Origin of the sequence: Amycolatopsis sp. NPDC049252 (genome assembly GCF_043197175.1) — a bacterium.
Taxonomy (GTDB): domain Bacteria; phylum Actinomycetota; class Actinomycetes; order Mycobacteriales; family Pseudonocardiaceae; genus Amycolatopsis.
Map to the genome: position 1 here is coordinate 154837 of NZ_JBICSQ010000001.1, position 22281 is coordinate 177117.

A 22281-nucleotide genomic window follows, 5' to 3' on the forward strand; every position below is an offset into this window, starting at 1 on the left:
CATGGATCCGATCCGTGTCCCGCCCGAGATGTTCCGCTTCACCAGCGGCGATCGGGCGGGGTTGTACGTCTCGATCCTGCACGCCTTCGGCGAGGCCAACGAACGGCTGGAAACCGCGCTGGGGCTCGACGACGTGCGGGCCCGGTTGCGCACCGTCGGCTGGCTCGAAGCGATCGAGGACGAGGAGCTCACCGATGCCTTGGGGAAGCTACGGGACTGGAACCTCGTCGACGTCGTTCAAAACCACTCCGAGAACTACCGGACCGCCGGCGAATACGAACGTCGCAACCTGCAGTATTCCCTGACGCGACAAGGCGAAGCCGCCTTCGCGGGCGTCGTGCACGCGATGAACGTCCTGGCCGCGACCGGTGCGCTGCAGACGGCGGTGCTCGACGCGATCGCCGACCGGCTCGGCGACCTGGTCAGGGAACTGGAACGGGGCACCAACCGGCGGATCTTCACCACGCTGATCGAACTCGAAGCCCACCTCGAAGCGTTGCGCGGCAACACGAAACAGTTCAACGGCGAGCTGCAACGGCTCCTGCGCGCGGACGGCGCGAACCTCACGACCTTCCACGAGGTCAAGGCCAGCACCGTGGCTTACCTGCAGGAGTTCCTCACCAACCTCGAACACCGGGCGCACACCATCGCGGTGCGGATCCAGCAGGTCGAGGACCATGGCGTCGGGTTGATGCAGGTACGCGCGCTGACCGGCGCCGATCTGCCCCAGCTCACGGCCACGGACCCGGGGCCGCCTTGGCTCGAACACCGGCGCGCGAAGTGGGAAGGCCTGCGCACGTGGTTCCTGCCGGTGGACGGCTCGCAGCCGCGGGTCGAGCAGCTGCACATCGTCGCGCGCAAGGCGATCATCGCGCTGCTCCAGGTGCTCGACCGGATCACGGAGTCGCGCCGGCGGGCGAGCAGCGCCGTGGCGGACTTCCGTGAGCTCGCCCGGTGGTTCACGGTGGTTCCCGCACAGGACGACCTCCACCGGCTGTGGTCGACCGTCTTCGGGCTGAGCTCCGCGCGGCACGCCCACCTCGCTCATCCCGACCCCGAGCTGATCAGCTCGACCTCGCCGTGGGCGGACGCCCCGCCGGTGGAGGTTTCCCCGCTGCTGCGAACGAGCGGGCGCACCGAACGGTTCAGCCGCACGGGCAAGGTGCGTGACGTCGCCGCCGTGCGGGCAGCCAGGGCCGAACAGGCGCGCGCGGAACGAGCCGAGCTGGAAGCGGCGTGGGACATGCTCGACACGGGTGGGGCGATCCGGCTGTCCTCGTTCGGCGCACTCGACCACAGCGTTTTCGAACGTCTGCTGGACCTGCTGGGACGGGCGCTGGGTGCGGCTCCCGGTCGTGGCGGCGACCGGCGGAGCACCACCTCCGACGGAAGGATCGAGATCCGCCTGCACCCGCCGCGTGACGGCTCGACAGCGACTTTGACGACTCCTCGCGGGCAGTTCCACGGCCCGGACTACGAGGTGGAGATCCGGACGGCCGGGCAGCGGCTCGTCCGGCGGAGCGCCGGAGGCCGCCCGTGACCAAGCTGACCAACCAGCTGGTGACCGCCGAACGCGAGGAGGTCGCGCACGGCATCCGCCGGCTGCTGGCGACACCGCTGATCGCCGAGCTCAGCCAACCGGAGGCGTTCGACCTGGTCAGGCGCCGGCGAGAGCCGATCCGGCAGTGGTTCGACTACTACTGCGGGTGGACCCTGACCGTCGAGCCGCGGCTCGGGTACGCCCGGCTGGTGAAGGTGCGGACCGTCACGGACCCGACGAGGCCCGCCCGGCGGCTGCGGTCCGGGCGGGCCGCGTTCGACCGCCGCCGCTACGCGCTGCTGTGTGTCGTCGCGGCCGAGCTGCTCGCGGTGCCGGTGACCACGATCGGCCTGCTGGCGGACCGGGTCGGGCGGGCGACCGCGGCGGACGACGTCGTGCCGTCGTTCGAGACCTCCAGCCGCGGCGAACGCATGGCGTTCGTCGACGTCCTGCGCCTGCTCGAGTCCTACGGCGTTGTCGAGGTCGTCGACGGGACGACCGAAGCCTTCGTGGACTCGGCGGAGGCGAAGGTGCTGTACCGGATCGACGCGACGCTGCTGCTCCGGCTGCTGGCCGCGCCGGTCGGGGCGTCGCAGCTCGCGGTGCCGGTCGAGGAGGTGGCGCCGCGCTTCGACGAGCTGCTGGCCGCGGTGTCACGCGAACGACGCTACGGCCTTGCCTCCGGCGCCCACGACGAAACCGCCACCCGGTCGGAGGTGCAGCGGAACCTGTGGCTGCGGCACTCGGTGTTCCGCCGGATCGTCGATGATCCAGTGCTCTACTTCGACGACCTGAGTGCCGACGAACGCGCCTACCTCGCCTCGCCCACCGGACGGCAGCTGCTGCGCCGGGCCGCGGACCAAGCGGGTTTCGTCTTGGAGGAACGCGCTGAAGGAGTGCTCTTCGTCGACGTCGAAGGGGTCGCGACCGACAGCCGGTTCCCCGACGACGCCGGCACCGCGAAGGTCGCGGCCCTGCTGCTCCTCGAATCGCTCACCGAACCGTCCACAGTGGAACAGCTGGAGATCGAAGCGGCCGCCCTGCTCGACCGCTTCCCCCGTTGGGCGAAGACGTACCGCAACGAAGACGGACCCCGCCAGCTCGCCTCCGACGCTCTCGCGGTCCTGACCGCGTTCGGGCTCGCCCAGCACGAAGCCGGCTTGGTGCGGCCGCTTCCGGCCGCGGCCCGTTACGCGGTGCGCGATGCCCGGACCACCGAATCCGGAGGAACGACGCCATGACGGTGACCGCACTCCCCCAGCACGCCTCCGGGGAGATCACGGCACGGCCGGCACGCTGGATCCCGGCCCGGGCCGGGATCCTCAACGTCTGGCGCTACTACGACGAGGTTTTCGAGTTCCACGAGGGGCGTCTGCTGCTGCGCGGGCCCAACGGGAGCGGCAAGTCGAAGGCCTTGGAGCTGCTGCTGCCGTTCCTGTTCGACGCGAGCCTGCGCGCCAACCGGCTCTCGACGTTCGGCACCGGTGAACGAACCATGCACTGGAACCTCATGGGTGAAGGGGCGACCGGAACGACCAGAGTCGGTTACGTCTGGCTCGAGTTCCGCTTCCCCGGCGAGCCTGACCGCTGGTTCACGTGCGGCGCCCGGTTGCAGGCGAGTTCGCACACCACCAGTGTGCACACCGACTACTTCACCACGAGCTTGCGCATCACTCCCGACGAGCTCTCCCTCGTCAACGAGGCAGGCCAGCCGTTGACGAAGAGCGTCCTGGAAGAGCGCCTCGGCACCGACGGCGTCGTCCACGGCAACGCGGGCGACTACCGCGCGGAGGTCCGGACGAAACTGTTCCCCGGGCTGAGTGAGCAGCGCTTCGAGGCCCTGATCATGGCGTTGCTCCAGCTGCGGATGCCGAAGCTGTCGCAACGGCTCGACCCCGCTTTGCTGTCCAACCTGCTTTCTCGCGCGTTGCCGCCCTTGGGACAGCAGGAGATCGCCGACCTCGCCGAAGGTTTCGAACGGCTCGACGCGCAACGAGGACGGCTCAAAGCCCTCGAAGAGGAAGTCAACGCGACCCGCACCCTGGCCACCCGTCAGCGGACCTACGCCCAGCGTGTCCTCCGTGCCGGCTCCGGAGCCTTGATTTCGGCGACGACCGAGCTGGACAACCTGGCCAAGGCCGCTCGCGACTCGGCGGAACGCTACGAGACCACCGCCCGGCTCAAGGATGCCGCCGAGCAACGCGCAGACGCGCTGGTCACCGAGATCGAAACCACCGAAGCACGCAAGACCGGCCTGATGCAGAGCGAGGAGTACAAGCAGGGGCAGGAGCTGGACCGGTTGCGCAGCCGGACGGCCGACGCACGCTCCGCTGCCGAACGGCTCGGCCTGGACGCGGCGAGCAAGCGCAACGCCGCGGTGGCCGACGAGCAGGTTCGGCGGGCTGCCGAGCAGGCCGGGCACCAGCAGGCGGAAGCCGTTCGTGTGCAAGAGCTCGAGGCTCGCAACGCCGCTACCCGAGCCGGTCTCGTGAGCGCGTACGAGGAAGTCTCGACGCGGCTGGAAACCGAGACCGGCGAAGCCCGAACCCTGCTCACCGCGGCCGTGCTGAGCAGGCGGGGTCAGCTCGACGCGGTCGGCAAGGCACTCGAGCGCCACGAGCGTGCCGTCGACCGGCGGACGCACGCGGAGTCCGACCTGGACACGGCCCGGACCAGGCTCTCCGAGGCACAGGAACAGCTCACCGACGCGGTTGCCGAACGCGAAACCGTCTTGGCCACGTTGAGCACCGAGCTGCTGGCCTGGATCGCGAACTGTCGCGAGTTGGCCTTTCCGGAGCCCGAAGTCCTCCTGAGCTGTCTGGAGTCGGAAACGGCTCTGCTCGCCGTGGTTGATGCCGTCGCCACGCCGATCTTGGAAGACATCACCCGCCGAGAGACGACGACCGGCTCGGCGCTGGCGACGGCGCGGCGCGAACGTGCCGACCTGATCGACGTTCTCGACCGGCTCCGCACCGAGCAGGACCTGCCGCCGGTCGCGCCGCCGACGCGGACGACCGACCGGACGGCGATGACCGGGGCGCCGCTGTGGCGGCTCGTCGACTTCTCGGACACGACGCCGGCGCGGACGGCCGCGGCCGTGGAAGCGGCGCTCGAAGGAAGCGGTCTGCTCGACGCCTGGGTCGGGCCGCGGGGCGACGTGGCCGGCCATGACGTTTTCGCCGATCCCGACGCTCTGCCGCCGGTACCCGGCCGGTCGCTCGACGACGTCCTGACCGCCGAGCGCGACGCCGGTGTCGAGCCGGCCGCCGTCGAGCGGCTGCTGAGGTCGATCGCTTTCGGTGACGAACTGCCCGAAGACGCGCCCGTGGCGGTCGGCGCGGACGGATCGTGGCGACTGGGCTCGCTCAGCGGGAGCTGGGAAAAGGAGCACGCTTCCTACGTCGGCGCCCTCGCCCGCCAACGAGCACGCCGGCGTCGTATCGACGCGCTGACCGCTTCGGTCGCGGAGTACGACGCCACCGTGACCTCGCTGGGCGAGGAACTGGCTGCCTTGCTGACCCGCCGCCAAGTGGTCGCGCACGAACGAGCGGCACGTCCCGGTCATGGCGCGGTGACGGCTGCTACGGAGACCGTCGTGCGGCGCGAATCGGAGCGCGCGGCGGCCGAACGGATCGTCCGGGACCGGGTCGATGCCGTCACGTTGCGCGATCGTGAGGTGGCCCGGGCGCTCCACGAGCTGACCGCCGTCGCCGCCGAACACGGATTGCCGACCGACCGCACGGCCCTCGGAACCCTCGCGACCGCCATTGCCTCGTTCCGCGACCAGGCTGAAGGCTGGCTGGAAAGCCACGCCAGACTGGTCACCTTCCGGCAGGTCGCCACTTTCGCGGCCGATCAGGCCCAGCGCTCGGCGGAGATCGCCGCCGAACGCGAGGAAGAAGCCGCGAACGCCGCCGGCGAACACGAACGGCTCGCCGCCACGCTCGAAGCCGTCGACAGCACCTTCGGTGTCGACTACCGGGAGGTTCTGGCCGAGATCGATACCTTGCGCACCAAGGCTCGAGACCTGGGCAAAGAGCAACGGAGGACCGCTCTCTCGGTCACCGAACTCGCTACCAAGCTCGGGGAAGTGAAGGCCCGGCGCGAAACCGACGATCAAGCCCACAAGCTCGCCGGGACGCACCGGGATGACGTGGCGCACCGGTTCCGGCAACTGGCTACCGGCGTATTTCCCGCCGACAGCGGATTCGACGACCTGGCCACCTTCGAAGCCACGCTCACCGCGTCGGATGGCGTCCGCGCCGCGCTGGAAGCGGCCCGGTTGGTTGCCGCCGCTTGGCCGGCCATTCCCCACTCGCCCGCCAACATCGGCGACGCGCTGCACCGGCTCTCGGAATCCGTGCACTCCTGCCGGGAGACCCTGAAGGCGCGAGCGGACCTCGACCTCGAGACCGACGAGGACGTGCAGGTCTTCACGGCGGTGGTCGACGGCATCCGGGTCGGCGCCGCGGAGCTGTTGCACATCCTCCGGACGGAAGCCGAGCAGAGCCGCGACGAAATCACCGAACGCGAGCGGCGGCTCTTCGACCAGACCTTGACCGGCGACACCCGGCGGCACCTGGCCGCGCGGATCAGGCAGGCGAACGAGCTCGTCGACGGGATGAACGCCCGCCTGGAGCGGGTGCGGACGGCGTCGAAAGTGGCGGTGCACCTGGTCTGGCAGGTGGCACCCGATCTGCCGACCGGCACCAAAGCGGCCCGCGATCTCCTGCTCAAGGATCCCGCCGGGCTGAACGACGCGGAACGGGAATCACTGCACCGGTTCTTCCGGGACCGGATCGAACAGGCCAAGGCGGACGACACGGCGACGAGCTGGGAGCAGCAGCTGGCCCAGGTCTTCGACTACACGGCGTGGCACCAGTTCGTGGTCAAGGTCGACCGGGCCAACGGCGAAGGCTGGAAGCTGCTGACGCGCAAGCTGCACGGCGCGCTGTCGGGCGGGGAGAAGGCGATCGCGCTTCACCTGCCGTTGTTCGCCGCCGTCGCCGCGCACTACCAAGCCGCGCCGGAGGCGCCCCGCGTCATCCTTCTCGACGAGGTGTTCGTCGGGGTCGACGCCACGAACCGCGGTCAGGTGTTCGCGCTGCTGTCGGCACTCGACCTCGACCTCATGCTGACGTCGGACCACGAGTGGTGCGTCTATTCGGAACTGAGCGGTATCGGCATCCACCAGCTGATCACGGGCGCCGACGGCGACGATGCCGTGACCACGGCGAGGTTCACCTGGGATGGCCACGAGCTGACGTCCGATCCAGCCGTCACCCCTTGAGCACCTCGAGACCGTCGGCCACCACGACGCCGTTGTGGAGCACCGTGCGGTCGCGACCTCGGTCCATCACCGCGCTTGTCGGGGTCTCGCCGTCCACCAGCACCAGGTCCGCTCGGTCGCCCACTACCAGGCCCGGGCGGTCGTCGACGCCCGACAGGCGCGGGACGTCGTGGCTCATGATCGAGGCTCCGCCCATCGTTGCCACGGCCAGCGCCAGTTCGATGTGTGAGTCGCGGCGGAAGCCTCGGGTGAAGGCCAGCTGCCACGTGCGGTCCAGGAGGTCGCAGTTGCCGTACGGGCTCCAGTAATCCCGCTGGCCGTCCTCGCCCAGGCCGATGCGGACGCCCGAGGAGACCAGGTCCAGCAGGGGCAGTTGGCCGGCGGCTGAAGGAGCCACCGTGGTCATCGCGATGTCCAACGCGGCGAAGTCGTCGATCACCCGGCGGCTTACCGACTCCGAGATCGAGCCCAGGTCGTAGGCATGGGACATCGTCACCTTGCCCTGCATGCCCAGCGCTCGGACTCGTTCGATCACCAGGTCCGTTGAGAACAGGCCCAGGTGGCCTGGCTCGTGCAGGTGGATGTCGATCTCCGCCTGGTGCTTCTCCGCCAGGGCGAACACCGCGTCCAGGTGGCCTTTGGGGTCCTTGTCGAGGGTGCACGGGTCGATGCCGCCGATGACCGTTGCTCCTGAGCGCATTGCCGCGTCCAACAGCTCCAGAGTGCCGGGTTCGCGGAGGATGCCTGCCTGGGCGAACGCCATCACCTGCACCTCGGCCTGGGCGGCGTACTTCTCGCGCGCGGCCAGGACCGCGTCCAGCTTCTCCAGGCGGCAGTCGACGTCCACCTGGGCGTAGCTGCGGACCCGGGTCGTGCCGTGGGCGATCATCCGGGCGAGGGTTCCGGCCACTCGTTCCGGTAACGGGACCTCCGCCGTCCGCCAGTTGTCGCGGTCGTTCGTCATCATCGCGATCACGCCCGGGCCGCCCGTGTGGGGGCGGAACGGGAGGCCGATGCGCGTCGAATCCAGGTGGACGTGGACGTCGCTGAACGACGGGAACAGCAGGCGGCCGCGGCCCTCGACCGAAGCCGGAACCCCGGGGTCGTGGGGGCGGATCGCCGCTATCCGGTCGCCGTTCAGTTCGACGTCGCTGCGCTCGCCGCCCCAGGGGCGGACGTCACTGATCAACACCGGGGACACGTTACTTGCCCAGTGCGTCCACGCCGGCCTGGGCAAAGGAGCAACGGCTACCCCAGTGAGTCCCACCGGGCGCCGTACGCCAGGCCCGGGGTGAGGCTCTGGAACTGCAGGTGCACCTCCCCCACCGGATCGGCTTCGTGGTGGCGGCCGCGGTAGCCCGGGTCCGTGACGTCGCTCTGGAACACGCCGTCCAGCACCCGGACGTCCCGGGGAGACTCGGCGCCGAAGCGGACCCGCAGGTCGAACCGCTCGCACGGGTGGCGGGGCACGGAGACCGCGTACGGCCGCAGCGACGGCGGCCGGAACAGGATCGCGACCTCGCACGACTCGCCGCGGGACAACGGCTTGGGCAGCTCCAGCCCGTAGCCCCACCGGTCGGTCGCCTCCATTCCGCGATCGACCAGCGTCCCGCCGTAGAGCACCGTCACCGACAGGTCCTCGGCCCCGGACGGGAGCGAGATCGCCAGGTCCAGCGCGGTCAACCCGTCCTGGTCGGCGATGATCCGGCGTTGCTCCAGCACGGACGGCCGCGGCTGGTCCAGCGCCACCGCCACCGTCAGCGACGCCGTGTGCCAGCGGTCGGACGAAGACGGCGTCGGCGGCGGCGAAGGCGATCCCGCCGCCAGCTCGGCCAGCAGGTCGATCGCCTCGTCGACGCGACGCCGGACCGTGCGCGGGTCGCGGTCGACGCGGTTCGCCGCCCAGCGGACGCGGTCCTGGTACAGCGGCTGGCGGGCCTCCACGGTGATCGCGAAGGCCGCCAGCGCCGCCAGGCGGAGGTCCTCGGGCAGGTGCGCGGCCAGCTCGGAGAGCCGGCTCGCCACCTTGGTGCGGACCGCCACCAGGCCGTCGTCCGCCGAGACCGCGCACGCCGACCGCAGGAACGGCCCGACCCGTTCCCCGACCCGGCCCTGCAGGCCGCGGCCCTTGCGGAGGATCTTCAGCTCCTGGACCAGCTCAGCGGGCTCCACGGTGGTCTCCTTCAGTGCGTTTCCATGACGTCTCCTTTCTGGACAGCGTGCGATCGGCCGGTGGACGGGAAGTGGACAGAACGTGCATCACCGAGGCGATCAGCGCCGTCCCCAGCCGGACGCCGTCCCGGCCGAGGTACGTGCGGTACGTGCCGATGCGGCCGAGCGCGTCCTCGTCCGCGTCGCCGACGCCGAACGCCACGACGCGGGGACACCGCGCCCACGCCGGGTCGGTCAGCGCGGCGAACGCCGCCGGCCAGGTCACCGGGTCGGTCGGCTGGCCGTCGGACAGGAAGAACACCAGGGGGCGGTGGACCCGCAGGCGGTGCTGCTCCAGCCCGCCGACGTCGCGGTCGAGCACCTCCCGCAGGAACGTGAACGCCGACCCGAAGTCGGTGCCGGTGCACGCGCGCGGTGCGGGCAGCTCGGCGAGGTCGTCCATCGGCAGCAGGGACTGCACCACGTGCGGCGTCTCCCCGAAACCGACGACACTGCAGAGGATCCGGCCGGTGACCGACGCGTCGGCGTGGACCGCGCCGCGGAACTCCCGCAGCCCGGTGTTCAGCTCGTCGATGTGATCCGCCATCGAAAGCGAAACGTCGCAAACGACGTAGCACGGCAACACATCGGACCGCATTCCGGTTTCTCCTTCACGCCCCTGAACCCACGCACCTGAATCACCGGCGCAGCCTGGCAAGGGCGCGTGTATCGAATGTGCAATGAATGCGGATTTTCGAAACCCTTACGGCCGATTGCACGATGAGAACAGCGAACAGCAAGCTGACGGCCGGGAGGCGGCGTGGAGTTTCGGATGCTCGGCCCGCTCGAGGCGTGGCACGACGGCGTGCCGGTGCCGCTGGGTGACCAGCAGCAGCGGTTCGTCCTCGTCGTGCTGCTCCTGAACGCGAACAAGCCGGTGTCGACCGCCCGGCTCACCGAGATCGTCTGGACCGGCCGGGAAACCAAGCCCACCCTGGTGCGGGGGTACATCAAGCGGCTGCGCGACGTCGTGCAGGACACCGGCGTCACCATCGAGACGACGCCGACGGGCTACCTGCTGCGGATCGACGGCGACCAGCTGGACACGGTCCGGTTCGAGCGGTTGCGGACCGAGGCCGCGGACGTCCGGGCGAGCGATCCGCGCCGGGCCGTCGAGCTGCTGCGCGAGGCCGTCGGACTGTGGCGCGGGACGTTCCTCGAGGACATCGACATCGACCGCGTCGGCGGCCCGGAGGTGGTCTTCCCGGAGGAGAGCCGGCCCGACGTCGTCGGCGACCTGGCCGAGCTGGAGCTGGAAACCGGAGACCACCGCTCGGCGCGTGACCGGCTGCGGCCGCTCGTCCGCTCCGACCCGGCCGGGCAGAAGCACGCCGAACTGCTCATGCGTGCCCTGCTCTCCGGCGGCGACCGGGTCGGCGCGCTGCGCGTCTTCAACGGCACTCGTGACGCCCTCGCCCAGCTGCGCATGGAACCGGGTCCGGTGCTGCGCAACCTCGCCGCGCGGGCGGAGCACGGCGAACCGCCGAGCTCCTTGCCGTCGCGGCCCGGCGGGTTCACCGGCCGCGCCGCCGAGCTCACCGCGATCGAAACGGCGGCCGCGGCCGGGCGGCGCGCGGTCTGGGTCAGCGGCGCGCCCGGCGTCGGCAAGACCGGGCTGGCGGTCGAGGCGGCCCACCGGTTGCGCGACCGGTTCCCCGACGGGCAGCTCCTCGCCCGGCTCAACGGATACACGCCCGGCGTGGCCCCGGCGAGCGTCGGTGACGCGCTGACCGAGCTGCTCGTCGAGCTCGGCGTGCCGGCCGAGCAGATCCCGGCCACCGTCGGCCGGAAGGTCACGCTCTACCAGACGACGCTCTGGGGCACGCGCACGCTGATCGTGCTGGACAACGCCGCGTCGCCGGAGCAGATCCGGCCGCTGCTGCCCGAGGCGGACGGCTGCCTGGCCGTCGTCACCAGCCGCCGGATGGGCGACGCGGACACCGGCGATTCCGTGCGGCTTTCGCCGTTGGCACCGGAAGAAGCCGTCGAGCTGTTCCACGCGCTGGCCGATCCGCCGCGGGTACGCGGCCGGGCGGCGACGGTGGCCGAGGTCGTCAAGCGCTGCGGGTACCTGCCGATGCCGATCCGGGTGGCGGCCGCGTTGTTCCGGCGGCACCACGGCTGGCCGCTGGAGCACCTGCTCCACCTGCTCGAAGAGAGCGGCCCGTGGGGCGAGGACGACGGCGCCGCCGCCGTCCGGGTGTCCGTCCAGCAGCTCGGCGAGCCGCAGCGGGCGATGTTCCGGCTGCTGGGCAGCCTGCCCGGGCCGGACGTCGGCGTCACCGGCGGCGCGGCGCTGGCCGGCTGCGACGTCGGCGAGGCCCGGTCGCTGCTCGACGACCTGCACGAGGTCAGCCTGCTGGAGGAGGCCGCGCCGGAGCGCTACCTGATGCTCGACCCGCTCAAGGAGTTCGCCGGCAACGAACCCGCGCCCCGGCACGCCCTCGTGCGGCTGCTCGACTTCTACCTGGTCACGCTGGCGGCCGCGGTCGGCGCCGCGTACCCGTTCGACAAGGCCCAGCTGCCCGCGACGGACCGGTCGTCCCCGGTGACGCCGGCCTTCGCCGACTCCGACGCGGGGTTGCGGTGGATCGTCGCCGAGCGCGACAACCTCGTGGCCGCGATCCGCTACGCCGCCCAGCACGACCTGCCCGGGCACACCTGGCGGCTGGCGGTGCTGCTGTGGCGCTACTTCAACACCACCAACCAGTTCGAGGACTGGATCGGCACCCTCGAGCTCGCCTGGGAGACCGTCGACCCGGGTGACGACTACGGCCAGGCGCACGTGCTGCTCCGGCTGGCGACCGCGAACGACCGGCGCGGGCAGCTGGCCGAAGCGCTCGAATTCGCGGCCCGGGCGCTGCCGAAGTGGCGCCGGCTCGGTGACCCGCGCGGCGAAGCGGCGACGTTGTGCGCGCTCGCGATCCCGACGATGGAGCTGGGCAAGCACGACCAGGCGATCGCCCACCTCGAAGCGGCGCGGGAGAAGTACGAGCAGACCGAGGACCGGCGCGGCGAGGCCCACGCGCTGAGCATGCTGGGCTACCTCAACGAAAAGCACGGCAACGTCGCCGTCGCGCTGGAACAGCACTTGGCGGCCGCGCGGATGCTGCGCGAGGTCGGCCACGTCCAGGGTCTGGCGCACGCGGTGAACAACCTCGGGACCGCACAGGAGAAACTCGGCCTGTTCACGGACGCGTTGGCCAGTTACACGGAGGCGCACGGACACGCCGCCGAGGTCGAGGACCACTGCGTCGAGGCGTACGCGCTGAACAACATCGCGAACGTGCACCGGCGGCTGGGCCGGTTCACGCAAGCCGTGCGCTACCACGACAAAGCTCGTGAGGTGGCGGCGAACGCGCCCGACGCCGACCTGCGGACGCAGCTCTACCTCGACCGCGGCGCGACCGCCCTCGCGCAGGGTGCGCACCGGGACGCGCTCAGCGCCGCCAAGTCGGCCCTGGACCTGGCCGCCGGGGACGGAAACCGCGCTTATGTGGCCCATGCCCACCACGGCATCGCGAAAACGCTGCACGCGATGGGCGACCACGAAACCGCCGTCACGCACTGGGTCACGGCCGAAACCGGATTCGCCGCGCTCGATCTGCCCGAGGCCGGTGAAGTGCGTGCGGAGCGCGCGACCCTGGAATGCGCCTGCCGGTTCCGGTGATCTCCCGGGCCGATCACGAACCGCTCGTGACCGGCCCGGCGCCCGTCAACCGTGCCAGGGGTTGCTGTCCGTGCCCGCGGGCGGCGGGGTGGTGCTGGTGGCCGGCGGGGGCGGGGTGCCGCCGTCGCCGTCCGCGGAGGCCGTGGTGGAACCGATCAGCGGAGCCAGCGCGATGACGCAGAACGCGAGCACCGGGCCGCCGATTTTGGCCAGCTTCTTGGGAAAGGACATGACGAATCCTCCTGGGGAAAGGTGATTGACCGGGGTTTTCGCGGGATTTCCGCGCCCTGCAATCAGGATTCGTCACGCCGGAATGCGCGACAAGGAGTTGACTGTTTACTACTGGAACAGGAAACAGGAAACGAGCAGCAACGCACCCGCTCCGGCAAGCACGACGGGAGTCGTGGTGACGGTCAGCAGCGAGCCGAGAATCGCCACCCCGAGGACCGCACCCGTCTGCCGGGACGCGTTGAGCGCACCGCCCGCGATGCCCGCCAGTTCCGGCGGGGCCGAGCCGATCACCGCGGTCAGCAGCGACGGGATGGCCAGTGAGACCCCGAAACCCAGCAAGGCCAACGCCGGCACCGACAACGCGGGCGCGAACGCCTGGAGGAGCGTGCCGGCCGCCATCAGCAGGAAGCCCGACACCGCCGGGACCCGGGGGCCGATCCGGGCCACCAGACGGCCGGTGAAGATCGGGTTGAACGCCGTCGGAATCGTCAACGGGAGAAACGCCAGGCCCGTCGCCGACGGTGAATAACCGCGGGTTTCCTGGAAATAAAGCGAAAGGACGAACAGGACACCCGACAGTCCGAAGTTCACGATCGCGCCGGCCAGCAAATTCCGGGAGACGAGCCGGCGCGGGAGCATCGCGTCCGGGCGGCGTTGGGATGCCACGAACACCACCGCCGACAACGCGGACACCAGGAGCACCCACCAGGCGTGCTCGACCAGGGCGTACGACAGTGTCGACAAAGCGACTATCGCGGACACCTGGCCGGTCCAGTCGATCCGGCCGGGCTTGGGCGGGGTCGGCGAGGCCGCGGAGGACAGCGCCAGGGCGAGCAGCGCCACCGGGACGTTCACCAGGAAGATCGCCCGCCAGCCGAACGCCTCGGTCAGCACGCCGCCCAGCAACGGACCGGCGACCAGGCCCGTCCCGCTCAACGCCGCCCACACCCCCATCGCCTTCGCGCGGGAGGCGGGTTCCGGGTGGGCGACCGCGATCAAGGACAGCGACGACGGCACGAGCAACGCTCCGGCGACGCCCAGGAGCGCACGCAAGGCGATCAACATCGGCGCGGACACCGACAGAGCCGACACCAAGGACAGCACCGCGAACGAGATCAGGCCGGTGAAGAACACCTTGCGCGCGCCGAAGCGGTCGGACCAGGCTCCCGCCGTCAGCAGGAACGCCGCGAACGTCAGGGTGTAGCCGTTCGAAATCCATTGCTGGCTCGCGAGATCGGCGGACAGCGCGGGCAGCGCCACCGTCACGATCGTCGTGTCCAGCATGACGAGGAAGTAGCCCAGCGAAAGGCCGATGAGGAGTCTTGACACCGGTCCAGCCTGGACACTCCGTGACATCGGCGGAAGCAGGGAGTTACGATGGCCGGTATCGGGAACGCCGATGGGGGAAACCATGGAACTGCGCCACCTGCGCACCTTCCGCGTCGTCGCGCGGACGCTCAACTTCACCCACGCCGCGGCCGAACTGCACTACGCGCAGTCCAGCGTCACCGAACAGATCCAGGCCCTCGAAGCCGACCTCGGGTCGAAGCTCTTCGAACGTGGACGCCGGCTGCGGCTCACGGCCGCCGGTGAGCGGCTGGTCGGGTACGCCGGCCAGGTGCTTTCGCTCGTGGAGGAAGCCAAGGCCGCGGTGGACGACGAACGCGGGGAGCCCGACGGCGACCTGATCGTCGGGGCGCTCGAAACCCTGTGCGCGCACCGGATGCCCGGTCTGCTCAGCGCCTACCGGGCCCGGTGGCCGCGTGTGCGGCTCTCCCTCAAGGAAGGCGGCCGCGGCGAGCTCTACCAGGCGGTGCGATCGTCCGCAATGGACGTCTGCTTCACCTTCGGGGACGCGCCGGACGATCCCGCGTTCGCCGGCGCGTCGCTCGGCGAAGAACCCCTTGTCGTCATCGTTCCACCGGCCCATCCGTTGGCGGGCAAGGACGAAATCCGGCCCGGCGATCTCCGCGGGGTCCGCTTCCTGGCCACCCCGCAGGGCTGTGGCTTCCGCGAGATGCTGGACCGGATCGACGGGCCGGTCGTCGACACCGAGGTCGGCAGCCTCGCCGCGCTCGCCCGGTGTGTCGCCGCCGGGATGGGGTGCGGGGTCGTGCCCGCCGTCGTCGACCACCCGGGGGCGGTCGCCGTGCCGCTGGCGGGCGAGACGACGACCGTCACCATGACCTGGCGGCGGCGCGACGAGCACAAGCCGAGCGTCGCCGCACTGCTCGCCTACGCGTTGTCCAGCAAGGACATGTGCTCCTCCGGCAGCTCCAAGGTGAAGGCCGGGGCGATCGACGCGTAGTGCTCCCACGTGCGCGGGCCGATCAGCGGGATCACTCCCTTGTGGAGCAGCCACGCCAGCGCCACCTGGTTGCCCGTCGCACCCAGCGACGACGCCACCTTCGCCACCGCGGCCAGCCGCGCCTCGGAGTCCGGGCCGGCGTACGCACGCCAGACCGGAGTGGACTCGCGGTAGGTCGCGTCGTCGTAGATTCCGCGCAGCAAAGCCGAATACGCCGCGAGGGAGACGTCCGGATGCGCCGCGAGCCAGTCCAGCAGCTCGCCGCCCGCGATGGAGGGGACGTCGGCGCCGTTCGGACGCAGGTACGAGTGCTGCACCTGGACCGCCACCGGTGGCGACCACCCGTGCGCCACCGCCAGCGTGCGGATCTGCTCCAGGCGCCACGTGCGGACGTTGCTCCAGCCCGTGTAACGGACCTTGCCGGAGCGGACCAGACCGTCCAATGCGGACAGTGTCTCCTCCAGCGGCTCGCGGCGGAGGTCGACGTGGATGTAGTACAGGTCGATGTGGTCGGTTCCCAAGCGCCGCAGGCTGTCTTCCACCGAACGCCGGATCACCGCGGCGCTCGCCCCCTCGTAGGTGCGCTCCCGCGCTTCCCAGTCCGTCGTGCCGTCCGGGCGGATCGCCGCGCGCGCCGCCGGAAGGTCCGTGGGCTGCGCCGACACCTTCGTCGCCAGGAAGACGCGGTCGCGGCGGCCGCGCAGCAGCTTGCCCAGCGTCGATTCGCTCTCGCCGCCCACGTACGACGGGGCCGCCCACCACGAATAGCAGTTCGCCGTGTCCAGGAAGTCGCCGCCCGCGTCGAGGTAGGCGTCCAGGATGCGGGCGGACGTCTGCTCGTCCGTCGACGTGCCCATCGTCATGCAGCCCAGCGACACCTGGCTCACCGGCCGGCCCGTGCGGCCCAGTTCCACCTTCTTCATGCCACGAACCTAGAAGAGAATCGGTTCGGTACTACAGTCCAATGACGTGGCTGGATCACAGACCAATTGGGGCGTCCTGCTGGACCTGAGCGGGCCGGGGCCGAAGCACGAACAGCTCACGCGCGCCCTGCGCCGGGCGATCCGCGGGCTCGAAGACGGCGTCGCCGTCCCGCCGAGCCGGCAGCTCGCCGCCGATCTCGGGTGCTCGCGGTGGGTCGTCACCCAGGCCTACGCCCAGCTCGTCGCCGAGGGCTACCTCGACGGGCGCACCGGGTCGGCGACCCGCGTACGCCGCGTCGCGAGCGAATCGCCGCCGAAAGCCCCGGCGCGGAAGGAACCCCCACCGCGGTACGACCTCGCCCCCGGGCTGCCCGACCTGCGGCACTTCCCACGGCAGCGGTGGGCGGACGCCGTGCGCGGCGTGCTCACCACCGTGCCGCACGCCGACTTCGGGCTTCCCGACCGGGCCGGTCACCCGCGGCTGCGCGCGACCCTCGCCGGATACCTGCGGCGGGTCCGGGGCGCCGAAACGGACGACGTCGTGGTCTGCGGCGGCGTCACCGACGGCGTGACCCGCGTCTGCCGCGCCCTGCGCGAACGGGGCGTCACACGGCTGGCCGTCGAAGATCCCGGCTGGACGCGGTTGCACCGCGCCGCCGCGGCGACCGGGATGGCGATCGACCCGGTGCCGGTCGACGACGAGGGCATCGATGCCGGACGGATCCCGCGCGGGACGCGGGCCGTGCTGGTCACGCCGGCCCACCAGTTCCCCACCGGCACCGTCCTTTCCCCGCGACGGCGGGCCGAACTCCTCGACTGGGCGCGGGATGTCGACGGGCTGATCCTCGAAGACGACTACGACGCCGAGTTCCGGTACGACCGGCGGCCCGTCGGCACCGTCCAGGGCATGGATCCGACGCGGGTCGCGCTCTTCGGCTCCGTCTCCAAGACGCTCAGCCCGGCGCTCGGGCTCGGCTGGGTCGCGCTCCCTCCACAGTGGACACTCCCGGGCCACGCGCCGCCCGTCGTCGACCAGCTCGCGCTCGCCGCGTTCGTCGAGAACGGCGGCTACGACCGGCACCTGCGGGCCGCGCGGCTGCGGTACCGGGCGCGGCGCGACCGGCTCGTCGACGCGCTCGGGCCGGCCCGGCTTTCCGGTGTCGCGGCCGGGCTCCACCTCGTTCTGCACCTCGACCGGGACGCAGCCGACGTGACGGAAAGCGCGCGTGCCAAGGGCGTCAAGGTGGCGGATCTCGACGGCTACCGCGTGGCTCCCGGCGAGCCGGCGCTGGTACTCGGGTACGGCAACCTGGCCGACAACGCTGTCGGTGACGCTGCCCGGTTACTGCGCGAAGCGGCCGGTTGAGGGCTTCTCAAACGCTCATCGAGGTGGAAAGGTGCTCACCGGACCGAGGACGTGACCGAAGGTCCGCTTCTGACAACGTTGTCATCCTGAGAGGTGCGCCCATGTGGTCGCAGAGCAGACGGTTGGCCGCCGCGGTGGCGGTGGGGGTGGTGGTCACCGGGCTGGCGCCCGCGGTGGCGCAGGCCGCGCCGGTGCCGGACCCGGTGAGCCTGGTCAATCCCTTCGTCGGCACGCAGAACTTCGGCAACACCTTCCCCGGGGCGAGCGCGCCGTTCGGGATGGTGCAGGTCAGCCCGGACACCGGCGGGCAGGGTGGTTACGACTACCTGCAGAACGCGATCTACGGCTTCAGCCAGACGCACCTGTCCGGCGTCGGCTGCGGTGTCATGGGCGAGCTGCCGATCATGCCGACCACCGGCGCCGTCGACAACGTTGACAAGGACGCCTACAAGTCCACCTACAGCCACGACGACGAGCACGCCGAGCCCGGCTACTACCGCGTCGCCCTGAAGAAGTACGGCGTGAACGCCGAGCTGACGGCGACCGCGCGCACCGGCTGGCAGCGCTACACCTTCCCGTCGACCGGGCAGGCGAACGTCCTGTTCAACACCGGGCAGGCCAACCAGTCCGTCAAGGACTCCGAGATCCACGTCGTCGGCGACCGGACGCTCGAAGGCCGCGTGCGCGCCGGCGGGTTCTGCGCCGGGCACGACGAGCACACCGTCTACTTCACCGCCACCTTCGACCGGCCGTTCAGCTCCTACGGCACCTGGCGCGGCTCGACGCGCACCGACGGCAGCCGCGACGCCGCGGGCACCGGCGGCAACGGCGCCTGGGCGAGCTTCGACGCCACCACCGACCACGACGTCGTGCTCAAGGTCGGCCTGTCCTACACCGGGCTCGACGGCGCGCGGAAGAACCTGGCGGCGGAGACCAAGGACTTCGACTTCGACGCCACGAAGACCGCGCTGCACCAGCAGTGGGCCGACAAGCTCGGCGCGATCAAGATCGGCGGCGGCACCACCGAGCGGCAGACGGCGTTCTACACCGCGCTCTACCACGCGCAGCTGCACCCGAACCTGGCCGGCGACACGGACGGCGCGTACACCGGCTTCGACGGCAAGGTGCACACCGCGAGTGGTTACACGCCTTACCAGAACTTCTCGCTCTGGGACACCTACCGGCCGCAGAACCAGCTGCTCGAGATGCTCGAACCGCAGGTCGCGCGGGACGTCGCGCTGTCGGTCGTCGCCATCGGGCGCGACGGCGGGTGGCTGCCGCGGTGGGCGCTGGCCGAGAGCGAAACCAACATCATGACCGGTGACCCGGTGACGCCGTTCCTCGTCGAGGCGTGGTCGAAGGGCCTGCTCGCCGGGCACGAGGAAGAGGCGTACGCGCTGCTCAAGAAGAACGCGACGAGCACGCCGCCCGCCGATTCGCCGTACAACGGACGCTCCGGCGTCAACTACTACAACGACCGCGGGTACATCCCGAGCGGGCTCACGCTGGGCACGGACTGCGCGGCCAAGGGCGGCGACAACGACTGCGAGCACCCGGCGTCGGCGACCATGGAGTACTCGGCGGCCGACGCGGCACTCGCGCTGATGGCGAAAGGCCTTAACCACCAGGCCGACGCGCGGATGTTCGCCGACCGCGGCCAGTGGTACAAGAACCTCTGGGACTCCTCGACGCAGGCGTTCCGCCCGCGCACGACCGAGGGCACGTTCCTCACGCCGTACAACCCGGTCGACGCCGACCACCAGTTCCACGAGGGCGGCGCCTACCAGTACCAGTGGCTCGTGCCGCAGGACCCGGCCGGCCTCGTCTCGCTGATGGGCGGAAAGCCCGCGACGCAGAAGCGGCTCGACTCCTTCTTCGTCTACGACAAGCTGCTCACGGACCCGGCGGGCACCGCGCGCAACGACTGGATCTCCAGCCCGTACGACTACTACGGCAAGCCGACCTACAACCCGAACAACGAGCCCGACCTGCTCGCGCCGTACATGTACAACTGGGTCGGCGCGCCGGCGAAGACCGCGACGGTGGTCCGCGCGGCGATGACGCTGTTCACCACCGGCCCCGACGGCATGACCGGCAACGACGACCTCGGCACGATGTCCGCGTGGTACGTCTTCTCGTCGCTCGGGCTGTACCCGACGATGAGCGGCGCGAACTTCCTCGCCGTGTCGAGCCCGCAGTTCGAGTCGGCGACCGTCCGGATCGGACAGTACGGGCGTTCGCAGGGCGGCACGCTCACGGTGAACGCGCCGGGGGCGAGCGACACCAACCGGTACGTCCAGAGCGTCTCGCTCAACGGCCGTGACGTCCGGCAGACCTCGCTGGACTGGTCCGCTCTTTCGCACGGCGGAACGCTTTCGCACAAACTCGGGTCGAAGCCGTCTTCGTGGGGAACCTCGGCCGCTGCAGAGCCGCCTTCGGTGAACAACGCCGTCGGAGACCTGCGGCGGCACGTCGACGCGTCGCTGCGGCAGACGTCCGTGGTGATCCCCGCCGGCGCGGCCCAGCAGGTGCACCTCGACCTGGACGTCCTCGCGCAGAACCCGCTGCTGCAGCCGGTGACCGTGACGGCGACCGCGCCGTCGGGCTGGAAGGCCAAGGTCCAGCCGGTCGACCTGATCTGGTCCGGGCGGCTGCCGGTGCAGAAGACGGTGCCGATCACGGTGACGGTGCCCGCCGGGGCTGCCGCCGGGACGTACCCGGTGCAGGTCAAGGTGGCCGGGCTGGGCGCGAACACGGTGACCCGCTCGGCGACGATCGAGGTGCGGACGCCGTCGGCGTGCGTGACCTCGGGGACGCAGTGCGCGGTCGACCTGGGCCGCGACTACAACCACGACGGCACGGCGACGGTGGCGGCGTCCACCGAAGGCAACTTCGACGGCGGCGGCTGGAGCTACGACGCCTCGCTGCTGCCGCCGGCGGGCCCGGTGACCTGGGACGGCGTCACGTACGCGGCGCCGGACGCTTCAGGCACCGCGGCGAACCTCGTCGAGGCGCGGGGCCAGTCGCTGCTGCTCCCGGCGGGTGCGCACGGTTCGCTGCGGCTCGTCGGGTCGTCGCACAACGGGCCGGTGACGACCACGCTGACGGCGCACTACACCGACGGCACGAGCGCCGACCTGGCCGCGACGTTCGGCGACTGGGCCGGCTCGGGCAGCCCGGTGGTGCTCGACATGCCGCACCGCATCAAGGCGGGCAGCGGCGTCGACGGACCGCCGGTGCGGCTGTTCGGCATCTCGGCCGCGCTGGACGCGGGCAAGCCCCTGCAGTCGGTGAGCCTGCCGAACGACCCGCGGGTCGAGATCTACGCGCTCACCCTGGCGTGACGGTTCGGTTCGCCGGTGCGCCGGCGAACCGTTCCACCAGGTCAGGGAAGCCGAAGACGGTGATCCGCGCGATGCCTTGGGACTTGGCGGTCAGGACGGCGATGCCGTACGGCTCGCCGCGGTAGTGGGTGATCGCCGCGGGCTGGCCGTTCGCTCGGGTCGGCGTCATGTGCCACTCGCCCGGCTCGCCCATCACGTGCCGCAGGAAGGCGACGCAGGTGCGCTTGCCCGCGAACCACGTGCGGGACGGGACCGGCTCGATCACGGCGTCGTCGCGCAGGACCTGCTCCAGCGCGTTCAGGTCGGAGTTCATGAACGCCGACATGTAGCGGTCCAGGAGTTCGCGCTGCTCCGGCTCGGTGAGTTCCTGCACGTCCGGGGCGGTGTTGAGAGTGGCGCGGGCGCGCTGGAGGGTGCTCTTCACCGCCGCGATGCTGGTGCCGAGCATCTCCGCGACCTCGGACGCCGGGAACGCGAGCACCTCCCGCAGGATCAGCACGGCGCGTTGCCTCGGCGGCAGCAGCTGCAGCCCGGCGATGAGCGCGAGACGGACGCCGTCGCGTGCCGCGATGATCGCCGCGGGGTCTTCGTCTTCGGGGGTGATCAGGGCGTCCGGGATCGGCCTCGGCCAGAGGTCGCCCGGCTCGGCCGCGATCGGCGGGGCGTCCGGGTCGGACGTCGGCGCACCGAGGCCGGACGGCAGCGGCCGGCGTCCCCGCTGCTCGAGGGCGGTCAGGCAGGCGTTGGTGGCGATCCGGTAGAGCCAGCTGCGAAGGGACGCGCGGCCCTCGAAGCGGTCGTAGGCACGCCAGGCGCGGAGGTAGGTCTCCTGCACGACGTCCTCGGCCTCGTCGGGGGTGCCGAGCATGCGGTAGCAGTGCGCCAGCAGCTCGCGCCGGAAGGCCTCGAAGTCCGGAGTCACGACGGTCATGATGCTCTGACCGGCGGGAGCGGCGAAAGGAATCGGTCAGGAGGGCCGGACTTCCGGCTGGGGTGCTCGGTCGTGTTTCCGGAACTCGACCCACCGGCGGCTCACGTCGGCCCACAGGTCCTGCTGTTCGGCGTAGAAGGCGTCGAGCCGGTCCCGCCGAGTTCCGCCGCGGGCGTGGTGACCAGGTAGTAGTCCATCTCGTCACGCAGCCGGTTCATCCGGTACTGCGTTTCCTCCATGAGCAGCCAGCGCGACCGCCAGGTGAAGAAGGTCTCCAGCCCGGTCAGCAGCGTGACCATGGCGACCAGCGGCAGGGCGATCGACGCCCGCGCCGGGATCTCCGGGATGCCGAGCATCGCGGAAGCCGAGGAAGACGTCCCGGAGCGGAAGGTCGAGCTGCCGCCCGACCAGCTCCAGATAGCCTCGCTCGGACGCGAGTTCGGTCGGCGACGAGGTCCGGCGTCTGG

Annotated in this window: 15 protein-coding genes; 7 read left to right on the plus strand and 8 right to left on the minus strand. The window is 71.0% G+C overall.

From position 1 onward, the window contains the following. Position 1 precedes the first annotated feature (1 nt). From ACGFMK_RS00790 to ACGFMK_RS00800, 3 genes are read left to right on the plus strand one after another with little or no spacing between them, the layout of a single operon-like run. The gene (locus ACGFMK_RS00790) at positions 2-1540 is read left to right on the plus strand and encodes a TIGR02677 family protein (protein WP_392755809.1); all 1539 of its coding nucleotides are present in this window, start codon (positions 2-4) and stop codon (positions 1538-1540) included. Further along, positions 1537-2781 carry a TIGR02678 family protein gene (locus tag ACGFMK_RS00795; protein WP_392755811.1) on the plus strand — a complete coding sequence of 415 codons (1245 nt, stop codon included), beginning with the start codon at positions 1537-1539 and terminating at the stop codon, positions 2779-2781. Before ACGFMK_RS00790 ends, ACGFMK_RS00795 begins: the two co-directional genes overlap by 4 nt. Next, positions 2778-6830, plus strand: a complete 4053-nt coding sequence (locus ACGFMK_RS00800) for a TIGR02680 family protein (protein ID WP_392755814.1) — start codon at positions 2778-2780, stop codon at positions 6828-6830. Before ACGFMK_RS00795 ends, ACGFMK_RS00800 begins: the two co-directional genes overlap by 4 nt. Here the strand turns inward: ACGFMK_RS00800 and ACGFMK_RS00805 are convergent. The 3 genes from ACGFMK_RS00805 to ACGFMK_RS00815 are packed head-to-tail and all read right to left on the minus strand — an operon-like array spanning position 6820 to position 9639. Then, positions 6820-8022 (minus strand): amidohydrolase family protein, encoded by a 1203-nt coding sequence (locus ACGFMK_RS00805; protein ID WP_392755816.1) that lies wholly within the window; start codon positions 8020-8022, stop codon positions 6820-6822. The genes ACGFMK_RS00800 and ACGFMK_RS00805 overlap by 11 nt on opposite strands. 56 nt (positions 8023-8078) lie before the next feature. Continuing rightward, entirely contained in the window at positions 8079-9002 is a 924-nt protein-coding gene (locus ACGFMK_RS00810) for a hypothetical protein (protein WP_392755818.1), read from the minus strand. After that, a complete protein-coding gene (locus ACGFMK_RS00815; RefSeq protein ID WP_392755821.1) occupies positions 8989-9639 on the minus strand; it encodes a hypothetical protein in 651 nt (216 codons plus the stop codon). The genes ACGFMK_RS00810 and ACGFMK_RS00815 overlap by 14 nt, the downstream gene beginning before the upstream one ends. 162 nt (positions 9640-9801) lie before the next feature. On the opposite strand from ACGFMK_RS00815, the gene ACGFMK_RS00820 reads away from it, so the two are divergent. Beyond that, positions 9802-12711, plus strand: a complete 2910-nt coding sequence (locus tag ACGFMK_RS00820) for a tetratricopeptide repeat protein (protein WP_392755823.1) — start codon at positions 9802-9804, stop codon at positions 12709-12711. 45 nt (positions 12712-12756) lie between these two features. On the opposite strand, the gene ACGFMK_RS00825 is transcribed toward ACGFMK_RS00820, so the two are convergent. Beyond that, complete coding sequence (locus tag ACGFMK_RS00825) at positions 12757-12942, minus strand: hypothetical protein (protein ID WP_392755826.1); 186 nt, start codon at positions 12940-12942, stop codon at positions 12757-12759. Between the two features lie 108 nt (positions 12943-13050). After that, complete coding sequence (locus ACGFMK_RS00830; protein WP_392755828.1) at positions 13051-14271, minus strand: MFS transporter; 1221 nt, start codon at positions 14269-14271, stop codon at positions 13051-13053. Between the two features lie 70 nt (positions 14272-14341). Between ACGFMK_RS00830 and ACGFMK_RS00835 the strand changes: the two genes are divergently transcribed. After that, positions 14342-15250 carry a LysR family transcriptional regulator gene (locus tag ACGFMK_RS00835; RefSeq protein ID WP_392755830.1) on the plus strand — a complete coding sequence of 303 codons (909 nt, stop codon included), beginning with the start codon at positions 14342-14344 and terminating at the stop codon, positions 15248-15250. Here the strand turns inward: ACGFMK_RS00835 and ACGFMK_RS00840 are convergent. After that, positions 15178-16173, minus strand: a complete 996-nt coding sequence (locus tag ACGFMK_RS00840; protein ID WP_392755833.1) for an aldo/keto reductase — start codon at positions 16171-16173, stop codon at positions 15178-15180. The two genes, ACGFMK_RS00835 and ACGFMK_RS00840, sit on opposite strands and share 73 nt — an antisense overlap. A gap of 46 nt (positions 16174-16219) precedes the next feature. On the opposite strand from ACGFMK_RS00840, the gene ACGFMK_RS00845 reads away from it, so the two are divergent. Then, positions 16220-17539, plus strand: coding sequence for a PLP-dependent aminotransferase family protein (locus ACGFMK_RS00845; protein ID WP_392755836.1), 1320 nt, complete (start codon positions 16220-16222; stop codon positions 17537-17539). Positions 17540-17640: 101 nt separating this feature from the next. Next, on the plus strand, positions 17641-20883 hold the full coding sequence (locus ACGFMK_RS00850) for a GH92 family glycosyl hydrolase (protein WP_392755839.1): 3243 nt from the start codon (positions 17641-17643) through the stop codon (positions 20881-20883). On the opposite strand, the gene ACGFMK_RS00855 is transcribed toward ACGFMK_RS00850, so the two are convergent. Both ACGFMK_RS00855 and ACGFMK_RS00860 read right to left on the minus strand, forming a co-directional pair. Further along, a complete protein-coding gene (locus ACGFMK_RS00855; RefSeq protein ID WP_392755842.1) occupies positions 20870-21814 on the minus strand; it encodes an RNA polymerase subunit sigma-70 in 945 nt (314 codons plus the stop codon). The genes ACGFMK_RS00850 and ACGFMK_RS00855 overlap by 14 nt on opposite strands. Positions 21815-21915: 101 nt before the next feature. Continuing rightward, positions 21916-22170 carry a hypothetical protein gene (locus ACGFMK_RS00860; protein ID WP_392755844.1) on the minus strand — a complete coding sequence of 85 codons (255 nt, stop codon included), beginning with the start codon at positions 22168-22170 and terminating at the stop codon, positions 21916-21918. Positions 22171-22281: the final 111 nt, after the last annotated feature.

What these genes read in the sequence shown, in the direction of transcription:
- ACGFMK_RS00790 (WP_392755809.1), top strand. Translation starts at nt 2, where the DNA reads ATGGATCCGATCCGTGTCCCGCCCGAGATGTTCCGCTTCACCAGCGGC.
- ACGFMK_RS00800 (WP_392755814.1), top strand. Translation starts at nt 2,778, where the DNA reads ATGACGGTGACCGCACTCCCCCAGCACGCCTCCGGGGAGATCACGGCA.
- ACGFMK_RS00815 (WP_392755821.1), bottom strand. Translation starts at nt 9,639, where the DNA reads ATGCGGTCCGATGTGTTGCCGTGCTACGTCGTTTGCGACGTTTCGCTT.
- ACGFMK_RS00825 (WP_392755826.1), bottom strand. Translation starts at nt 12,942, where the DNA reads ATGTCCTTTCCCAAGAAGCTGGCCAAAATCGGCGGCCCGGTGCTCGCG.
- ACGFMK_RS00835 (WP_392755830.1), top strand. Translation starts at nt 14,342, where the DNA reads ATGGGGGAAACCATGGAACTGCGCCACCTGCGCACCTTCCGCGTCGTC.
- ACGFMK_RS00840 (WP_392755833.1), bottom strand. Translation starts at nt 16,173, where the DNA reads ATGAAGAAGGTGGAACTGGGCCGCACGGGCCGGCCGGTGAGCCAGGTG.
- ACGFMK_RS00850 (WP_392755839.1), top strand. Translation starts at nt 17,641, where the DNA reads ATGTGGTCGCAGAGCAGACGGTTGGCCGCCGCGGTGGCGGTGGGGGTG.
- ACGFMK_RS00855 (WP_392755842.1), bottom strand. Translation starts at nt 21,814, where the DNA reads ATGACCGTCGTGACTCCGGACTTCGAGGCCTTCCGGCGCGAGCTGCTG.
- ACGFMK_RS00860 (WP_392755844.1), bottom strand. Translation starts at nt 22,170, where the DNA reads ATGCTCGGCATCCCGGAGATCCCGGCGCGGGCGTCGATCGCCCTGCCG.